Origin of the sequence: Corynebacterium crudilactis, assembly GCF_001643015.1 — a bacterium.
Lineage (GTDB): Bacteria > Actinomycetota > Actinomycetes > Mycobacteriales > Mycobacteriaceae > Corynebacterium > Corynebacterium crudilactis.
In genome coordinates this window covers 464,565-481,772 of the sequence record NZ_CP015622.1, presented here as the reverse complement: position 1 = coordinate 481,772, position 17,208 = coordinate 464,565, and the positions used below count along the sequence as shown (strand labels likewise).

Annotated in this window: 16 protein-coding genes; 5 read left to right on the top strand and 11 right to left on the bottom strand. The window is 52.1% G+C overall.

Features of this window, described 5'->3' with window-relative positions; genetic code table 11:
• Nucleotides 1-68: 68 nt before the first annotated feature.
• The 5 genes from ccrud_RS02255 to ccrud_RS02235 all read right to left on the bottom strand — a co-directional run bounded on the left by ccrud_RS02255 (nucleotide 69) and on the right by ccrud_RS02235 (nucleotide 4,578).
• Nucleotides 69-572 (bottom strand): hypothetical protein, encoded by a 504-nt coding sequence (locus tag ccrud_RS02255; RefSeq protein WP_245670353.1) that lies wholly within the window; start codon nucleotides 570-572, stop codon nucleotides 69-71.
• A gap of 41 nt (nucleotides 573-613) precedes the next feature.
• Nucleotides 614-1,204, bottom strand: a complete 591-nt coding sequence (locus ccrud_RS02250; protein WP_245670352.1) for a hypothetical protein — start codon at nucleotides 1,202-1,204, stop codon at nucleotides 614-616.
• 32 nt (nucleotides 1,205-1,236) lie between these two features.
• Nucleotides 1,237-2,256 (bottom strand): porphobilinogen synthase, encoded by a 1,020-nt coding sequence (hemB, locus tag ccrud_RS02245; protein WP_066564265.1) that lies wholly within the window; start codon nucleotides 2,254-2,256, stop codon nucleotides 1,237-1,239.
• An 86-nt stretch (nucleotides 2,257-2,342) separates the two neighbouring features.
• Complete coding sequence (locus tag ccrud_RS02240; protein WP_066564262.1) at nucleotides 2,343-2,768, bottom strand: DUF3806 domain-containing protein; 426 nt, start codon at nucleotides 2,766-2,768, stop codon at nucleotides 2,343-2,345.
• A 25-nt stretch (nucleotides 2,769-2,793) separates the two neighbouring features.
• Nucleotides 2,794-4,578: a bifunctional uroporphyrinogen-III C-methyltransferase/uroporphyrinogen-III synthase gene (locus ccrud_RS02235; RefSeq protein WP_066564260.1), complete on the bottom strand. Its 1,785-nt coding sequence runs from the start codon at nucleotides 4,576-4,578 to the stop codon at nucleotides 2,794-2,796.
• Nucleotides 4,579-5,420: 842 nt separating this feature from the next.
• Between ccrud_RS02235 and ccrud_RS02230 the strand changes: the two genes are divergently transcribed.
• The 4 genes from ccrud_RS02230 (at nucleotide 5,421) to ccrud_RS02215 (ending at nucleotide 9,842) form a co-directional block, all read left to right on the top strand.
• Nucleotides 5,421-6,464 (top strand): ABC transporter substrate-binding protein, encoded by a 1,044-nt coding sequence (locus tag ccrud_RS02230; RefSeq protein WP_066564258.1) that lies wholly within the window; start codon nucleotides 5,421-5,423, stop codon nucleotides 6,462-6,464.
• 4 nt (nucleotides 6,465-6,468) lie between these two features.
• On the top strand, nucleotides 6,469-8,115 hold the full coding sequence (locus tag ccrud_RS02225) for an ABC transporter permease (RefSeq protein ID WP_066564256.1): 1,647 nt from the start codon (nucleotides 6,469-6,471) through the stop codon (nucleotides 8,113-8,115).
• Nucleotides 8,116-9,210, top strand: coding sequence for an ABC transporter ATP-binding protein (locus ccrud_RS02220; RefSeq protein WP_066564253.1), 1,095 nt, complete (start codon nucleotides 8,116-8,118; stop codon nucleotides 9,208-9,210). It begins immediately after the preceding gene.
• A gap of 365 nt (nucleotides 9,211-9,575) precedes the next feature.
• On the top strand, nucleotides 9,576-9,842 hold the full coding sequence (locus ccrud_RS02215) for a ribosomal protein L7/L12 (RefSeq protein WP_066569413.1): 267 nt from the start codon (nucleotides 9,576-9,578) through the stop codon (nucleotides 9,840-9,842).
• Here ccrud_RS02215 and ccrud_RS02210 read toward each other — a convergent pair.
• From ccrud_RS02210 to ccrud_RS02195, 4 genes are read right to left on the bottom strand one after another with little or no spacing between them, the layout of a single operon-like run.
• On the bottom strand, nucleotides 9,839-10,690 hold the full coding sequence (locus tag ccrud_RS02210; protein WP_066564249.1) for a quinate/shikimate dehydrogenase (NAD+): 852 nt from the start codon (nucleotides 10,688-10,690) through the stop codon (nucleotides 9,839-9,841). The genes ccrud_RS02215 and ccrud_RS02210 overlap by 4 nt on opposite strands.
• A gap of 11 nt (nucleotides 10,691-10,701) precedes the next feature.
• On the bottom strand, nucleotides 10,702-11,139 hold the full coding sequence (gene aroQ / locus ccrud_RS02205) for a type II 3-dehydroquinate dehydratase (protein ID WP_066564246.1): 438 nt from the start codon (nucleotides 11,137-11,139) through the stop codon (nucleotides 10,702-10,704).
• A gap of 26 nt (nucleotides 11,140-11,165) precedes the next feature.
• Complete coding sequence (locus ccrud_RS02200) at nucleotides 11,166-13,034, bottom strand: bifunctional sugar phosphate isomerase/epimerase/4-hydroxyphenylpyruvate dioxygenase family protein (protein ID WP_066564244.1); 1,869 nt, start codon at nucleotides 13,032-13,034, stop codon at nucleotides 11,166-11,168.
• A 20-nt stretch (nucleotides 13,035-13,054) separates the two neighbouring features.
• Complete coding sequence (locus tag ccrud_RS02195; RefSeq protein WP_066564242.1) at nucleotides 13,055-14,440, bottom strand: MFS transporter; 1,386 nt, start codon at nucleotides 14,438-14,440, stop codon at nucleotides 13,055-13,057.
• Between the two features lie 267 nt (nucleotides 14,441-14,707).
• Here ccrud_RS02195 and ccrud_RS02190 point away from each other — a divergent pair, with 267 nt between their 5' ends.
• Complete coding sequence (locus ccrud_RS02190) at nucleotides 14,708-15,592, top strand: LysR family transcriptional regulator (protein ID WP_066564239.1); 885 nt, start codon at nucleotides 14,708-14,710, stop codon at nucleotides 15,590-15,592.
• On the opposite strand, the gene ccrud_RS02185 is transcribed toward ccrud_RS02190, so the two are convergent.
• Both ccrud_RS02185 and hemC read right to left on the bottom strand, forming a co-directional pair.
• Nucleotides 15,589-15,924 (bottom strand): hypothetical protein, encoded by a 336-nt coding sequence (locus ccrud_RS02185; RefSeq protein ID WP_245670351.1) that lies wholly within the window; start codon nucleotides 15,922-15,924, stop codon nucleotides 15,589-15,591. The two genes, ccrud_RS02190 and ccrud_RS02185, sit on opposite strands and share 4 nt — an antisense overlap.
• A gap of 375 nt (nucleotides 15,925-16,299) precedes the next feature.
• Nucleotides 16,300-17,208 (bottom strand): hydroxymethylbilane synthase, encoded by a 909-nt coding sequence (gene hemC, locus ccrud_RS02180; RefSeq protein WP_066564235.1) that lies wholly within the window; start codon nucleotides 17,206-17,208, stop codon nucleotides 16,300-16,302.

Here is a 17,208-nt window from a genome sequence, read left to right as displayed (position 1 = left end):
CGATTCCTTATTCAATGTCCCCACAGTATAAGGCTCACATGAGTGGAAAAAGCTACAGCTTAAAAGACCTACTTTTTAGATTCCATCACATGTGCCATGTGGTTGCGTTCTATGTGATCGTTAATGGCAGGACGGAATAAAAGCAGCGCTTCCAAAGCTAACAACACGGCAATCAGTGCAAGTGCGAAACCACCTGCACGGGTAGCAAATGACAACAGATCAGTAAGTACCACGAGCAAAATGATTGCTAGCAAAATACGGCGCGGATTCTTTCCGCTCTTTGGGAGCTGAGAGGTCAAAGCGACGATCACAATGCCAGCAAAACCATTGATGGCACCGATGAACTTTTGATTATTTACCACAACGTCTTTGTAGCTTTCCTCAACATCTGCAGGTCCGGTGTACCCTGCCGTGTACATCACAAGACCTGCGAAAATCATGAAAGCTGCCGTGGCGAAAAGCATCCAAAATACCACTTTTAAAATAGTGGGAATGGACGTTCCATCTGTTTCCCCCTCGTTGAGAGGACGCCGGTTGATATCGTCTCCGCCGGTTGCGGGTGATGGAAACATGCTTGGCATTGTGGTGTTAGCTCCGTCGTCTCAGGTGTTATTTACTTGCGTTTAATATCGGCTGGTGCGTATTCAGTCAGCATTTGTACTGGCTCATCGGTGCGCGATAGTGCATAAGCCACACCGGCGCTGACTCCGACCAAGATCTGTACACAGCCGTCGATAGCAAATAGTGCCATTGGAACATCGTTGGCACCAGGGGAGGCGAAAAACAGCATGAGGACCCTCAGGATAAAAAAGAAACTGAAGATCGTGAGCAACAAGAATGCGGTGGGTAGACGCTTGGAACGCTTCTTCACTATCATCACCATCCAGGACAAAATGGCGATGATAATCAGGTTGATAAAGCCCATAAACAAGATGGCAGCAACGACGGTTGCATTCACAATCTCATCGGACATGCCCTGTGCTTCGGCTTGTTCTCTAGCGACTGTGCGCAGCGCAGTAGGATCCATGAAGCTCATCACCACATTCAAGATTTGGTGAATTAATTCAAAACCAATCATGACGGCCCACATTTGAAGAAGGAGTTTTACGGTGTCCTCCTTCTTGTCCTTTTTATCTACGTCGCCAGCAGATGGCTGCGAAGAGGTTGGGGCCGAGGATTTTTTCGGCGCGAGATTGGGAAGCATGCTCATGGAAGTCCTACTGATCAGAGTGTTATTTAAGCGTGAGAAAGGGCGCGGGCAGCGTCAACAGCAAAGTATGTGAGAATTTGGTTGGCACCGGCACGCTTGATGGAGGTCAGTGATTCCATCATCACTGCATCAAGGTCAATCCAACCGTTACGTCCTGCTGCTTGGATCATCGCGTACTCACCAGAGACTTGGTACGCCGCAACTGGAACAGGTGAGGCATCTGCAATGCGGGTCAGTACATCAAGGTATGGCAGCGCAGGCTTGACCATGATGAAATCAGCGCCTTCTGCGATATCCAGCTCTGCCTCGAGAAGAGATTCCCGCAGGTTAGCAGGATCCTGCTGATAGGTACGACGATCGCCCTGGAGGGAGGAACCCACAGCTTCACGGAACGGCCCAAAGAACGCGGAAGCATATTTCGCGGAGTACGCCATGATGGCGACATCCTGGAAGCCTTCCTCATCTAACGCGGCACGGATAGCTGCGATTTGGCCATCCATCATGCCGGATGGGCTGACAAGATGTGCACCCGCACGAGCTTGAGCCACTGCCATCTGCTGGTACAAAGGCAAGGTTGCATCATTATCTACGATGGCGTTTCCATGACGATCCTGCGTGACCACGCCGCAGTGTCCATGATCGGTGAATTCATCCAGGCAGGTATCAGCCATAATCAGAAGATCATCGCCGAATTCCTTACGCAATGATCCCAGTGCACGGTTGAGCACACCAGTTTCTGACCAGGATTGAGAACCATTGGCATCTTTATCAGCATCAACAGGCACGCCAAACAGGTCAACGCAACGCACACCAGCATCTAGTGCCTCATGTGCTGCACGCAAAAGAGAATCCTCTGTGTGCTGATAGACGCCTGGCATAGAAGAAATCTCACGAGCCTCTGTAATACCGTCTGCAAAAAACATAGGCAAAATGAGATCTGCTGGACGCAATGCGGTTTCTGCCACTAGCTCGCGCATCGCAGGGTTGCTGCGCAAACGACGTGGGCGGCGGATTAGTGCGTGAGAATAATCAGAAGAAGTGTTCATGAGAGAGTCCTTGCCTTTGCTTGCTCAAAAATGTCTTAGTCCTTATGTCCAATCATAGGGTGAGGGGGCGACACGACCACTTTCCCTCAGCTTCTCTGCAACTGCGCCAGTGATGTCACCAGGAATTGGTTGCAGAAAAACTCCAATTGGCCGGGCTCATATTCGGGGGAAAAGCGCTTTCCCACCACGATGATCGGGCAGGAATACACGTGGCTGCCATTGGGGGCGGTGGCTAGAATTGCCAGGTCTGTGCCGTAATCATCAGTGATAATTACCCATTCCATCCCTATTTTGGCGCGCAGGTACTCCCCCACCACGATGCCCCACAGTTGTTGAATATCTGTGACATCAATATCTGGGTCCGTGACTGCTGCCTGCTGATATTGCTCCACCATGGTCTCAAAATCCTCAAAGAGCTGAGGTGGTTCAAAATGAAAACCAGCCTCCTGTGCAGTGCGCAGGAGGCTGTCTTTCCATGCTGTTGTTTCGGCGTCTAGCTGCTGGATGTCCATGGATAACACCCTAATGAAAAACCTTTTAAGACGCTTTTCGACGCCTGCGTTTCTTCCGCGGAGGAGGAAGCTCGCCTTGCGCACGCAGTTCCGCCACGTGTTCTGCAAGCGCATCGATTAGTTCAGGAACTTCAGCGATTTCTGGCATGACATCCACGCGCAGTCCCAGTTCTTCAGCAGTAGCTGCAGTCATAGGGCCAATGCAGGCGACGATGGTGCGCTGATGTGGCTTACCAGCGATGCCCACCAGGTTCTTCACGGTGGAGGAAGAGGTAAAGGCCACGGCATCAAAACCGCCGGTCTTGATCATGTCGCGGATTTCTGCGCTTGGTGGTGCAGCACGCACGGTGCGATAAGCCACGACATCTTCGACTTCCCAACCAAGGTTGGTCAGGCCATCAACAAGCACGTCGGTGGCGATGTCTGCGCGCGGCAAGAGTACCCGGCCAACAGGATCTAGTTCTTCGAAATATTCGGGGAAGACGTCGACAAGCCCTTGTGCATTTTGCCTGGTTCGTGCAGGCAGAAGCTCCGGCTTGATGCCGAGCGCGCGGATCTCAGCGGCAGTTTTTTCGCCGACGGCGGCGATGCGGACGCCTGCGAAGGAGCGGGAATCAAGGCCGAATTCGGTGATCTTTTCCCACACTGCCTTCACAGCATTGACACTGGTGAGGACGACCCACTGGTAGCGGCCTTCCACAATGCCCTTGATTGCGCGTTCCATTTGCGCTGGATTACGAGGCGGCTCAACAGAAATCGTTGGAACCTCTTGCGGAATTGCACCGTGTCCAGCAAGTCGCTCAGACATAGAAGCAGCTTGCTCCTTAGCGCGAGGCACCAGCACACGCCATCCGTACAAGGAGCGGTTCTCCCACCAAGAATACTTGGCACGATCATCCACCCCCTTGCCCAAAGTGACAACCAAAGGGCCATCAAGCTCAGCGTCAAGCTTATGCAACAAACCAAGAGTGGTGTCATAGGTGCGCTGCAAACGAGTCGTACCATTAGCAGTTACTGACACTGGGGTTTCAGCAGGCATATTGCGAGCCTTCAATGACTCAGCAATACGGGAAAGATCCTGTACACGAGCCTGCAGTACCAAAGGCTGAGGTGCGGTTGCCAACTGATCCCAATCAATATTTTGACCATTGACATCAGTCTCGGTGTAGGTAGAACCCAAAGCGATACCCGCAAAAGCAGGAACAGTAGCAGGCAAAGACATACCCGGCACAACCTGGAACTCCATGCCAGCCTCAGACACAGCAGAAATTTCCGCCAACGTGCTATCGCTGCTCAACGGGTTGCCAGTGACAAGACGAATTACATCGCCGCCATAAGACAATGCATCTTGAACAAGCTCAACAATCTGCGCAGGAGTTGCCTCAGATACTTCGGTAATCTCCGCAGCAGTTGGAGGAGCCGGACGAGCAGGCTTACGGCGTGCACCGTTTTCCTTCGCTTCAATGCAAATGCGCTCATACTCATCTTCTGCAGCCTGGAGCTTATCCTCCGGCACAGGAATTTCAGTAGCTACAAATGCGCGTACACCTTTTAATACCTGCTCATCCGTAATAGCACGGACAGCGTTGCCCAGAACTTCACGAGCACGCACAGTAAGCAGATCAGGATTACCGGGTCCAGCCCCAACAAAAATGACCTTGCCTGGAAGTAACTCTTCCGTTTGTCCCTCATACAACGAAACAGGACGTAATTTTCCGTGCGTGAGCGTTTCAACCCCGATGGTTTCGGAAACCTGGTTGGTTTCGATCCCGGTAGTTTCAGCCATTTCGGCCTTATGGGCGATAGTCATCAATATCTTTTCTAGTACTTGTCCCGAAAACGACCAACGTACTCCATCAGTGACCCATGAAAAAAGCCGAATCATTTTCTCGATCCGGGATTGTCCACGAGCATTTCAATGAAGCACACTGACCGGCGTCGGATGAGGACATAACTGGTCGGCGCACAATATTTGCACCTTGGTTGGAGAGAACGCTTGAGCCACTTAGAACTGTCAGCCAAAACCGCGTCGGCGAAAAAACCGACCACCCTCTCAACAGGTGTTTACCGTGTGGTATATACACGATAATTGAGTCATACCCGTTTTGGAAAACCGCTTCATTTACTGCTACTACCAAACGGCAATTTTGACCCATTAATTAGGTCCCCTTTTATCACCTTGGGCCATACCTTTAATGCACCATATGGGCAGTTCAGGCAGATTCCCCACCGAATCACCTAGATGTTCCACACATGGCACAGTGAAAACTTTTCCTTACCCACATAACCCACCCCTTTGTTGGGCGGTTCACTCATTTTCCACATTTTTGATGCCACTGCAACCAATAAAGAAAGCCGTTTTAAGGCGTAGTTTAAGTGGGATACCTACTTATATGGAATGAGCCTTTTTAGTCACCTGAGGACCCACACAGAGCATTACTGTTTTTGCATATCTCATTGCTCTTGAAGTCAGAATGTGCCGATTCACCATTTCCGGTTGGATCTGCTGAGAAAATGGTGAATCCTCACAAGCTCCCCAGCTTTAGATACCCGAAGTAATCCCATAAGTCCTGCGGAATGTTGTTTCTCATGTAAAGATATTATTTCCTTCCCTATAAAACACACCTAAATTTTAGAAGGGCTTGATTCTTCATGTCTTTGAAGCGCACCGCCATGGCAGTTGCCGCATTTGGCGCATCGGCAGTTTTGTTGGCAGCTTGTTCCGAACCAGCAGCGGAAGATACCACTGAAACCACCAGTGCTGAAGCCTCCGGAGAAAAGGTCACCATCACTGTCTATACCTCTGAGCCTGAGGAAAAGGTCGATGAGATCAACAAGGCGTTTATGGAGATCAACCCAGATATTGAGGTTGAGGTGTACCGCGCTGGCACTGGCGATCTCACTGCACGTATCGCAGCCGAGAAGGCTTCTGGTTCCATTGAGGCTGATGTTTTGTGGGCTGCGGATGCTCCCACTTTTGAAAATTATGCGGCAGAAGGCGATCTCGCTGAGCTGAAAGATGTGGACACTTCCGATGTGATTGAGGAAGCTGTCGATGAGGATAACTTCTATGTCGGCACCCGCATCATCCCAACTGTGATTGCTTACAACACGGAGATTGTGGATCAGGCTGAGCTGCCTTCTTCTTGGGCTGAACTGACAGATCCGAAATATGCTGGCCAGCTAGTTATGCCAGATCCTGCTGTTTCTGGCGCTGCAGCCTTCAATGCTTCAGTGTGGAAGAATGATGCTGCACTGGGTGAAGAGTGGATCAATGCGCTTGGTGAGAACCAGCCAATGATCGCCCAGTCCAATGGCCCAACTTCTCAGGAAATCGCTGGTGGTGGCCACCCCATTGGTGTGGTGGTGGATTATCTCGTGCGTGATCTGGCTAGCGCTGGTTCCCCAATCGATACCATTTATGCATCCGAGGGCTCCCCATATATCACTGAGCCTGCTGGTGTATTTGCGGATTCCGAGCAGAAGGAAGCAGCTGAACGCTATATCAATTTCTTGCTGTCTGTTGAAGGCCAAAAGATTGCTGTAGAGCAGGCTTACCTGCCAGTGCGTGAAGATGTCGGAACCCCAGAGGGCACCCCTGCTTTGTCTGAAATCGCTTTGATGACTCCTGACCTGGATGTTGTTACCGCTGATAAGGCAACTGCTGTTGAGCTCTTCCAAAATGCAATGAACTAATTTCATGCATTTAACTCCCTCAAAAACGTCAGCGCAGCATTTCACACGAAGTGCGCTGACGTCTTTGTCTTTTCTGCGATTAGGCGTGTGGCTAATTGTCGCGGGGTTGTTTATCACTCCCCTGGCTTTAGTGGTCAGTCTTGCATTGGGCGGCAATCAGCTTCCAGAGCTGCTTGATTCCGGGTTGGGCACGGCACTGTGGAATTCCACGTACACCACTTTGTTGTCAGCACTCGGTGCCACTGTTTTTGGCACGTTGATGGCTTTGATCCTGGATCGCACTGATGTCTACAGCCGCACGGTACTCCGACTGTTTTTATTGTCCCCGTTGCTTATTCCACCGTTTATCGGGGCCATCGCATGGTTGCAGTTATTTGGGAAAAATCAGGGCATCAACAGGATGTTCGGCACGGAAATATGGAATATTTACGGCGCTGACGGTGTGACATTTTTGTTGATTGTGCACTCCTATCCCACGGTGTACATCATTGTTTCTGCAGCGCTTCGGCAACTACCTGGTGATCTAGAACAGGCAGCACGCATCGCAGGAGCAGATACTTTTACGGTGCTACGCACCATCACTGTGCCGTTGTTGAAACCGGCATTGCTCTCTGCGTTTACGCTCACCGCTGTGGCAAACCTGGCAGATTTTGGTATTCCGGCGTTGCTTGGATCACCTGCGCGTTTTGAAACTTTGGCCACCATGATTTATCGCTTCATGGAGTCCGGCACGGTGAGCAATCCTCTGCAGGTGGTTTCTACCATCGGCATTGTTTTGTTATTTCTCGGAATCGCAGCGGTGACAGCAGACTATTTGGTGTCGTTTTATGCCGCTTCCAAATTGCAGGATGCCGGGGAGTCTCATCGCTTTGACCTCAACGCATCCCGGATACCAGTCAGCGTGTTCACTTGGGTTATCACGTTGATTATTACGACTGCTCCTCTACTCGGTTTGGCTTACCGTGCACTCCTTCCCGCCCCTGGTGTGCCTTTCAACCTAGACACCATCACGCTCCACAACTTTGCAGCGGCCTTGAGCAACCCACGGGTTATTGAAGGATTCAACAACTCTGTCATGTTGTCCCTGGGAGCTGCCCTCATTTGTGGCGTATTGGGGTGGTTCATCGGCATATTAATCACCCGCACCCAGCATTTTTCCAATGTGTCTTTGACTCTCACGGTGCTGCTCCCCACTGCTCTTCCGGGAATGATCATCGGTGTTGGTTGGCTCATTTTGGGCAGGTACACGGGCATTTACAACACGCCTTGGGTAATTTTGGGTGCTTATGTGTGCGCTTTTACCGCACTAGTTGTCCAAGCGGTTCGCGGGCCGCTCAGCCAAGCACCAGAAGCAATCGAAGAAGCAGCACGCATCAGCGGCGCCGGCAGGTTAAGAGCCATCATGGATACCACCGGAACAATGGCGATTCCCGCAGCATTCGCAGGTGCCATGCTCGTGGCAGTTACTGCAGTACGCGAGCTCACGGTATCTATTTTGCTCATCGCGCCGGGCACCACCACGTTGGGCGTACAGGTGTTTAATTTGCAGCAGGCCGGAAACTACAACCAGGCATCGGCGTTGTCGTTGATGTTTGCTGTCATCGGCATCGTGGCGCTTGCGCTCACGGTGCGTGGGCAGAAGGAGAACTAAGTGTCATCGATTAAATTGCGTGATTTAAGTGTGCGTTTCCGCGACGGCTCTTTTGGATTGCAGAATATTAATTTATCGATTGAGTCGGAGGAGTTCGTGGTGCTCATCGGTCCGTCTGGGTCGGGTAAGACCACGATGTTGCGCACCATCGCGGGGTTTGTGGAGCCAACTTCTGGCAGTGTGCACATCGGTGGCGACAACATGACGCATGTGCCACCAGAGCAGCGTCGCATGGGCATGGTGTTTCAGCAGCACGCAGTGTGGCCACATATGTCGGTGGCGAAAAATATTGGGTATCCCCTCGTGCGGAATGGTGAGAAGAAGGCGTCGATAAGCAAGCGCGTTGAGCGCGTGCTCGATTTAGTGGGGCTTGAGGGGTTCGGCAGCCGCAAACCTGCGAGCCTTTCCGGTGGTCAACGTCAGCGGGTGGCGCTTGCGCGCGCCATCATCGCCGACCCCACCGTACTGCTTCTCGACGAAGCCCTCTCCGCCCTCGATGAGCCGCTGCGCGATGCTTTACGACGCGAACTTGTATCCTTGACCCGCCGCGAAGGCCTTACCACTGTGCATGTGACCCACGATCGCGCCGAAGCCATTTCCATCGCGGATCGCATCGTGGTGCTTGGTGGTGGCAACATCCAACAGATCGCCACCCCCACCGAGCTACTTTCCGCCCCTGCAACCGCCGATGTTGCCCGTTTTATCGCCGATGCCACCGTCCTCACCGGCACGATCCAGCACGGAAAAGTGGTCTGCTCAGATCTGGGGATATCGTGGGATTTGGGCGCGGTGCAGGCAATTGATGATGTTATAGAAGGCGAATCTGTAGACATCGCAATCCCGCCGCAATCGGTTAGCATCGGTCCTGCGCATCACCCGGATTATATTTTTGCGGAGATCACCTCAGTGCTTTTCCAAGTGACCTCTTATTCCATTACTGCGAAAACCCACACTGGCCATAGTTTCCGCACCTCAATCAGCTGTTCCATTCCAGTGATTGGCGAGACCATCGGGCTGTCCGTGGAAAATCCACTGGTGTACCGCACATTTGACCAAGACCGATCCCGCGGGACTGTTTCTTGGTCGCCAGATTAAATCGACAAGCCAGGAAACTAGCACAGCAGACCAAAAACTCCCCGAGAAAAACATTTCTTGGTCCCAGATGAAGTAGTTCAATACCCAGAGCGTGGAAGCCATTTTAAGAGGTCAAATTTTCGAATAAGTGTTTGTATGAGGTGTGGTCTCTTAGCCGCTTAGAGACGATTCTGGAGCGTCACTTTTTCAGGGCTTCGGAACCATTTTTCAGTTCGACCAGACCAGGCGACCAAGATCTCGGACATCACTCTGTCTTTTGGTCACCTGGTCTGGTTTAAAAATTTACAGCCAGACCAGGCGACCAAAGCACTGCTGAAAAAGTAGGTCCTTGGTCGCCCAGTCTGGTTTCCTCTATCGTGGGGGCCATGTTCGGAAATAACAGCGCAGAAATTAACCATCTGAAGGTTCGGGTTGCGGCATTGGAGCAAGCGCTCGCACAGCAACAGGACATTATCGCGAAGCTGGCCGGAGGAGCTTCTATTCCGGCGTCGCTGATTCCGAAAAGAACAACCCTGCATCCGGAGGTCCTTGCGCTTCTTCAAGAAGGCAAGAAGATCTCGGCGATCAAACGCCACCGAGAGCTCACAGGTGCAGGGTTAAAAGAGGCAAAGGAAGCCGTCGAAGCTCTTTAGAGGGAGAGGAAAGTCTCGCGCATACGCTCCACGCTTGGCTCGAGGCCGGTGAACAGTCGGAAAGCGTCGACTGCCTGGTGAATCGCCATGCGGGTTCCATCTAAGGTTTCGCAACCGAGTTCGCGGGCAGCCTTGAGCAGTTCGGTTTCGATTGGCATGTAGACAACATCGCCAACCCAGTGGTCCTTGGTGAGGCAGCTGATATCAAAGGCGGTGCCTGGGTGCGCGGTCATGCCCATTGGGGTTGCGTTCACAACACCGTTTGCGCCAGCGATAACATCTTCAATTCCGCGGGCGTCCACGCCGAACACAGCTTCGCGTCCGACAGCGTTGTTGATAACATCTGCCAGAGCCTGTGCACGTGAGGTGTCCAGATCGGCTACCTGTAGTTTCTGCACACCGTGGGTGACCAGTGCATATGCGACCGCATTTCCCACTCCACCTGCACCAACCTGAACAACGGAATCCAATACAGCGTTTGGTAGGCCTTCTTCCATGCCGCGGCCAAAGCCAGTGACATCAGTGTTGTGGCCGGTGGTGCGTCCTTCTGCATCGATGACCACAGTATTCACAGCGCCCAATTGGGTAGCTTGCTCGGAAACTTCATCAAGAAGTGGTAATACCGCCTGCTTGTACGGGTGGGTGATGTTGAGGCCGTTGAAGCCGACCGAGATGGCGGCGTCGAGAAGCGTCTTGAGCTCACGCTCGGAAGCACGGGCGCCGAGTGTATCGATGCGCCTGTAGACAGTTGCATGTCCCTGTACGAGGCCCTCTGCTTCGTGCATCGCTGGGGTGCGGGAGAGATCAAGGCCCTGGCCGATGAGGCCTAAAAGAATACTGTTGTTCATATTGTTGCTTTCTAGTTGTGAAGATTAGCCAGGATATCCACCGCAAAGCGATAGCCCTGAATGCCTGCACCTGCGATAACGGACACTGCGGCGAGTGAAATGTAGGAGTGGTGGCGGAACTCTTCGCGAGCATGCGGGTTGGAAATATGCACCTCAACGGTAGGCAACTCAGATGCCTTCACAGCGTCCAGCAATGCCACGGACGTGTGGGTTAATCCGCCAGGGTTGATCACGCAACCGATGTGGGTGCCGCGGGCGTTGTGGAGTGCATCGATAAGCACGCCCTCGTGGTTGCTCTGCACCGCTTCGATCTCTAAGCCATGCTTCGCGGCTTCTGCAGCAGCAAGCGCGACGACATCTTCCAAGGTGTCATGTCCATAAATTTCTGGCTCACGCTTGCCGAGCATGTTCAGGTTCGGTCCATTGAGCAGAAGAATTTTTCCAGCCATTTTAAGTTCCTTAATGTTGAGTGTATTTAGCTTGGGATTCCTCGTTCGAGGTCCCGTACCTCACGATACTGCGCAGCCAAACGGACCGGCGCGTTGGTTTCGCCCCAGCCGGCAAATCCATCGCGGCGCTCGACAACCTCAAAGAACAATGTGCCCAAGGTGCGGGTGTAGAAGTGGAGGAATTCACCGTGCTCATCGCGGTCATAGAGCAGGTTGTTTTCCTTCAATGTCTCCAGGAATTCTGGGGACAGATCGAAACGCGCTTGCAGGTCATCGAAATAATTGTCCGGAACTGGCAGGAAGTTCAACCCACGCTTGCGGGCACGCGCAGCCACCGTCACGATGTCATCTGTTGCCAGCGCAATGTGCTCTGGGTACGCGGCGTTGAGGAAATCCCCCTGCTCGCCGTTTTCTGGAGCCACGCTGAGCAGCAAACGCACCGCATCATTTGGCGAGCGCATCACTTGGTTGCGCACCAAACCGATTGGGCTTGGGAATTCATCCTCACGCACGGTCTCCAACGCCATCAGGGCGGTGTAGAACAAAACAGCTTCATCAAAATGTTGCCATGGCTGTGCCAGGTTGACGTGGTCGATGGCGGTGATCAGGCTCGGAATGTCCGGCTTTTCCTGCTTTTCGACGCCGAATTCCACCAGCCACTCGGGGAATCCATCGGAGCTCGAGGCCGAGAAAAACAGCTCCACACCGTCCGGCGCGTACACGCCCTTCAGGTCAACTTCACCTGCGATGTGCGGGCGATCTACGGTTCGCGCGCGCAGTAGTTCTGCACGTGCATGCGCTGCTTCCGGATCTGGGGTGTCAAAGCCCATGGCAGCAATGGTTGTTGGGGCACCTGTTGGTCCGCGGTCGCACACCACAATGCGCACATCGCCCTGAGTCCAGACCTGGTATTCCTGCTTGCTGCAGTGATGTCCCCCAAGGCGGAAGCCCAATTGGTGGAGCACACGAATGGTCTCCCCTAAACGGCCGGTGGAAATCTCCAAGAAATCCACTCCGTCTGGTTCTGCAACCTCAGGCAGAGCCTGCAGCTGCAAAGCACTTGGGCGCTCCTCCACGCTAAGAGCATTCAAGGTTTGATCCTCTAGCCAACGCAGTGAACGCAAACCATCAATCGCAGTGCGTCCTACATCAGCCTTGCGGAAAGAATCGTTGAAGATCTCCAAAGAAATCGGGCCATCATAGCCACTCTTTGCCAGGTGAACCATGAACTTCACCAGATCAAAATCGCCTTCACCAGGAAAAACGCGGTGGTGACGGGACCAGGACAAAATGTCCATGCTCAGCTTTGGAGCATCAGCAAGCTGCACAAAGAAGATCTTTTCCGCAGCAATATTTTCTACAGCATCAGTTGCCCAGCCACGGGAAAGAATATGGAAAGTATCCAAGCAGGTGCCCACAGCCTCGTGGTTTACCTTTTCCACAATCGCATGTGCATGCTCGAAATCATTTACGAACTTGCCCCACGCCAATGCTTCATAAGCAATTTTAACGTTGTACTGTGCTGCGAGGTCGCCAGCACGGCGCAGTTGTTCTACGAAAAGATCATCATCATTAATGGTTGCCGTACCCACATTGGAGCACAGCAAAATCATCTCGATGCCCAGTCGGTTCATCAGCTGGAATTTCGCTTCTAAACGGCGCAGGTTGTTTAGAAATTGTTCTTCCTCCACACCTTCGAAATCACGAAACGGTTGGAACAGATCCAGGGTAAGCCCTAAATCTTGTGCACGTTGACGAATCTGCTCTGCGGAATGAGGAGAAACCACCAAGTCTTGCTCGAAGATTTCTACACCATCAAAACCAGCATCTGCAGCAGCACGAAGCTTCTCAGCAAGAGTTCCAGACAAACACACTGTGGCAATAGATGTACGCATTAGTTCAATGATTCCTTTCTTTACTTAGCAGCTACGCTGACGCCAGCCTTGGCCAGATCAGCTGCTTCACCGCGAGCGGTATGAAGCGCATCAATCTCATCAAGAGTGAGCGACTTGGTTTCCTTCGCAGTAAACGCCACAGCAGCTGCAATCAGGCAGGCAACGCCAACGAAGATGGATACGCGGATCCACTCATCGCCCTGTTCACCAGCAAGTGCGGATGCGATAACTGGAACGAAACCGCCAGAAACGGCGAAACCAATCTGAGTACCAAGCGCCAGTCCGGTAACACGAACTGAAGTTGGGAACATCTCGGCGTAGAACGCTGGCCACACTGCATTACCCATGGAGTACAACAAACCGGACATCACAATGCCCATCAAGAAGATCATGGTCCAGTTGCCGGCGTAAATAGCACCCAAGTAGCCGTTCATAGCCAAACCGCCACCGATTGCGCCCATGATGAACACAGGTCGACGGCCAATGCGGTCCGCCAGAATTCCAGACAGTGGAATAGCAATCAAAGCAACCAAGTTAGCGACAACCGGAACAAGCAATACCTTTGAGCGATCCAAACCAACGATATTGGTAGCGAAAGACAACGCCCACACGGTGAACACAATGTTCACAGAGTTGATCATCGCTGCAACAGCCACGCGAGCAACAGCAGCCTTGTGGTAGCGCAAAGTCATTGTCAAAGGAGAAATTGCAACAGCAGCCTTGTTCTCACGGAACGCTGGTGGCTCTTCCAAGCCGCGACGAATAAGGAAAGCAACCAGAACCACTACCGCGGAAAGCCAAAACGGAACGCGCCAGCCCCAAGACATCAGTGCATCTTCGCTCAAGAACATGGTGAACGGAATGAACACTGCAGTTGCCAGCAAAGTACCAAATTGGGTGCCATGCAAGGTCCAGCTAGAAGTAAATGCGCGACGGTGCTCCTCGGAGTGTTCCAAGGAAACAGAAATTGCACTGGACTGTTCGCCAGATGCAGACAGACCCTGGATCACGCGACACAGCACGAGAAGTGCAGGAGCCAAGTAACCAACCTGCTCAAATGTTGGCAAACAACCAACTGCGAAAGTAGATGCGCCGATCAGGAAGAGGCACAGCATGAGGACAAATTTACGTCCGTAGCGATCGCCCAGTGGTCCCATGATGAGCGCGCCCAGTGGACGAACCACATAAGCCACACCGACAGTGCCCATTGCAGCCAAAATTGCGATACCTGGTGAAGTATCTGCTGGGAAGAAGAGGTGGTTGAGAACCAACGCAGCTGCCGTGCCATAAACGGCAAAATCATAGTATTCAAGGGCAGAGCCAATCCAACTGGATAGTGCTGCTTTCTTGGGCGTCTTGCCCGAAGTTGATTCGGGGTGTGTTGCACCCTGAAGTTGTTCGCTCATGTAAATCCTGTTCCTCAAAAATTCTTACTGTGCTGGGCACTTTTGATATGCACAGCAGAGTAAATAAGGGCTGTATGAAGTTAATGGAAGTCTCTGATTCAGCCGATTGTGTCGGCTTCCCTACTTTTAACTTCTCAGAAGGGTTGGGAATATGACCCTTTCCGAGAACAATAAGCATCTGTGATCTATAGTACAAATGCATAAAAGTTAATCTTGGTATACGTTTACCGCATACCTCAAGAAGACTTCAAGGAGACTTCACCCCATATGCACCTCAACCAGCTCGAATTCTTCATCGCTGTTGCCCAACACGGACAAATCAACCGCGCTGCCGAAGAAATGCTCATTTCTCAACCTGCCCTCAGCAGGCAAATCGCAGCGCTGGAAAAGTCCGTCGGCGCACCACTATTTGAACGTCATTCCCGAGGTGTATCACTCACCAAGGCTGGAGAAATCCTTCATGAGGAAGCACTCCGCACCTTAAGCCGTATGCAATCAGTGGTCGATGAAATCCAATCAGGCGAGCACTTAATTACCAGCATAAAAATCGGAGTACCACCCGGAACCCCCATTGATTGGCTACGCGGCCAATTAGTTGATTTGGATTCCCATATCCGAATTTCACTTATAGAATCCCCCACCGATGATCAGCTCAAATTACTCAAACAACGAGAGCTCGATATCGCTTTGTGTCGCCGCCAAAGTGAGTCTTTTGCCACATCTCTTGTCCAACAACAGGATTTGGGCATCGTCGTCCGAAAAGATTCCCCATGCCACCGCGCTATGAAAGACCGCGACAAAGCCACCCTGTTTGATTTGGCAGATCTCCGCGTGCTTGCACACTCACGTGGCGAAGTCCGCATCCAAGAAGAAATCCTCAAAAATGCCATGCTCTCTGCAGGGGTCAGTGCCACCTGGATTTTCCGCAAATTTGGCCAATACAGCTCGCTCATCGCAGATCTTGTTAAAGCTGATGTCGCACTCACCACCGAGGAATCCGCCAGAACCAACTTCCCCAGCTGGCAGTGGATCCCCCTCGAAGGAGAAGATGCTTCCGGCAATGACCTTATTGTCCGAACCTGGATCACCTGGAACCCCCAACCCTCCCCCGAGGTAAAAGCCTTGATCCAAAAATTTATCGGAGAAATTTAGGCCGCAACCATGAGCTCATCAGCATATCGATGAGCATTCGGTGTTGAAATAACAATCCGATTGATGCTGATATTTTCTAATTCAATAACCAATCCCGGTACATTTTTACGGCACATGCTGAATTCATTTTCATGAGATGCCTCATGGATAAACGCATGCGTGCCGGCGACAAGAAAACCAGGGATCCGCAAACGGCTAGTTCGCCTAATGGGGCGATCAACCGAATCAATGACGTTGTCCATCACGTGGATTTTTCGAATCGCCTTACGCGGAATCGTCAGATGGCTTCGTCGTGCACTCAACTTCTCCCACCATGACAAATGAACAGTCACACTGCGATGATTGATTTTTAACTCGGCCACAAAAATCAAGCTCTTTCCTGCCGAAAACGGCGATTAATTGATCCCACCAATTGTGGCACGTAACTCCTGTAAATACCTGCGAGTCGCATAAGTATTGCCGAAAATTTTACTAACACAATGCGCCAATTTAAGCGGTTCTCTCTTAAAGCAGTAGATCTGAGCCCCAAACGCCCCTGTTAGTTCTTAAATCGCCCTACAGAGCACCACTTTTTCAGCAGCTTTTGGTCTGTGTGTCCGGCCCCTCTCCAAAATAAAACCAGACTGCGGTGACCAAGATTTTCGCATTTCAGCAAAATCTTGGTCACCGCAGTCTGGTTTAAGTCTGGTTTAAGACAAAGCAGTAAATTAGCCTCGATCACCCAACAGTTCAGCGGCGCCAGCTTCGATGAGCTGCTGCGCGACCAATTCGCCGAGTTCTTCAGGGCGAGCTCCATCGCCTTCAGCGGAATATACCAACCGCTCAGAGCCATCAAGTGCATAAACACCAGCAGTGAGAACCATCATGTCGCCGGAGTACCCACCCAAAGTGGCGTGCGCTGCAACTGGTGCGGTGCACCCTGCTTCGAGGCGGTTGAGCACTACGCGCTCTGCCACTGCGGACACAAAAGTATCGGCGTGCATCAGCATATTGAGCGCGCGGATGGTCTCGGCGTCATCGGCGCGGCATTCGATCGCCAGTGCACCTTGAGCTGGTGCTGGCATGATGATGTCGGCGTCGAAAACTTCGGTGGCGCGATCCTGCATTCCCACGCGGGTCAGGCCTGCGTAAGCAAGCATCACGGCGTCGAGTTCACCAGAGGCCACTTTGCCCATGCGGGTATCGATATTTCCGCGCAGTGGCAGAATCTCCAGGTCAGGGCGGATAGCCTTGAGCTGGGAGATGCGTCGTGGAGCAGAAGTTCCGACCTTTGCACCTTCAGGAAGCTCAGCTAGGGTCAGTCCATCGCGGGCGATGAGTGCTTCGCGAGCATCAGCGCGAGGAGGAACCACGAGGTGGAAACGTGGATCAGCGGCGGTTGGCAGGTCCTTCATGGAATGTACTGCCACATCGCATTCGCCAGCGTGCAAAACATCGCGGAGTGCTTGAGTGAATACTCCAACGCCGATGCGCTCAACTGGTGACATGTTGACATCGCCAGGTGTGGTGACGATATGCAGTTCGGCGTCACGTCCAAAATGCTTTAGTTGATCTCGGATGGTGCCAGCTTGGGTGGTTGCTAGTTTTGATCCTCGGGTACCAATTTTTAAAGTCAT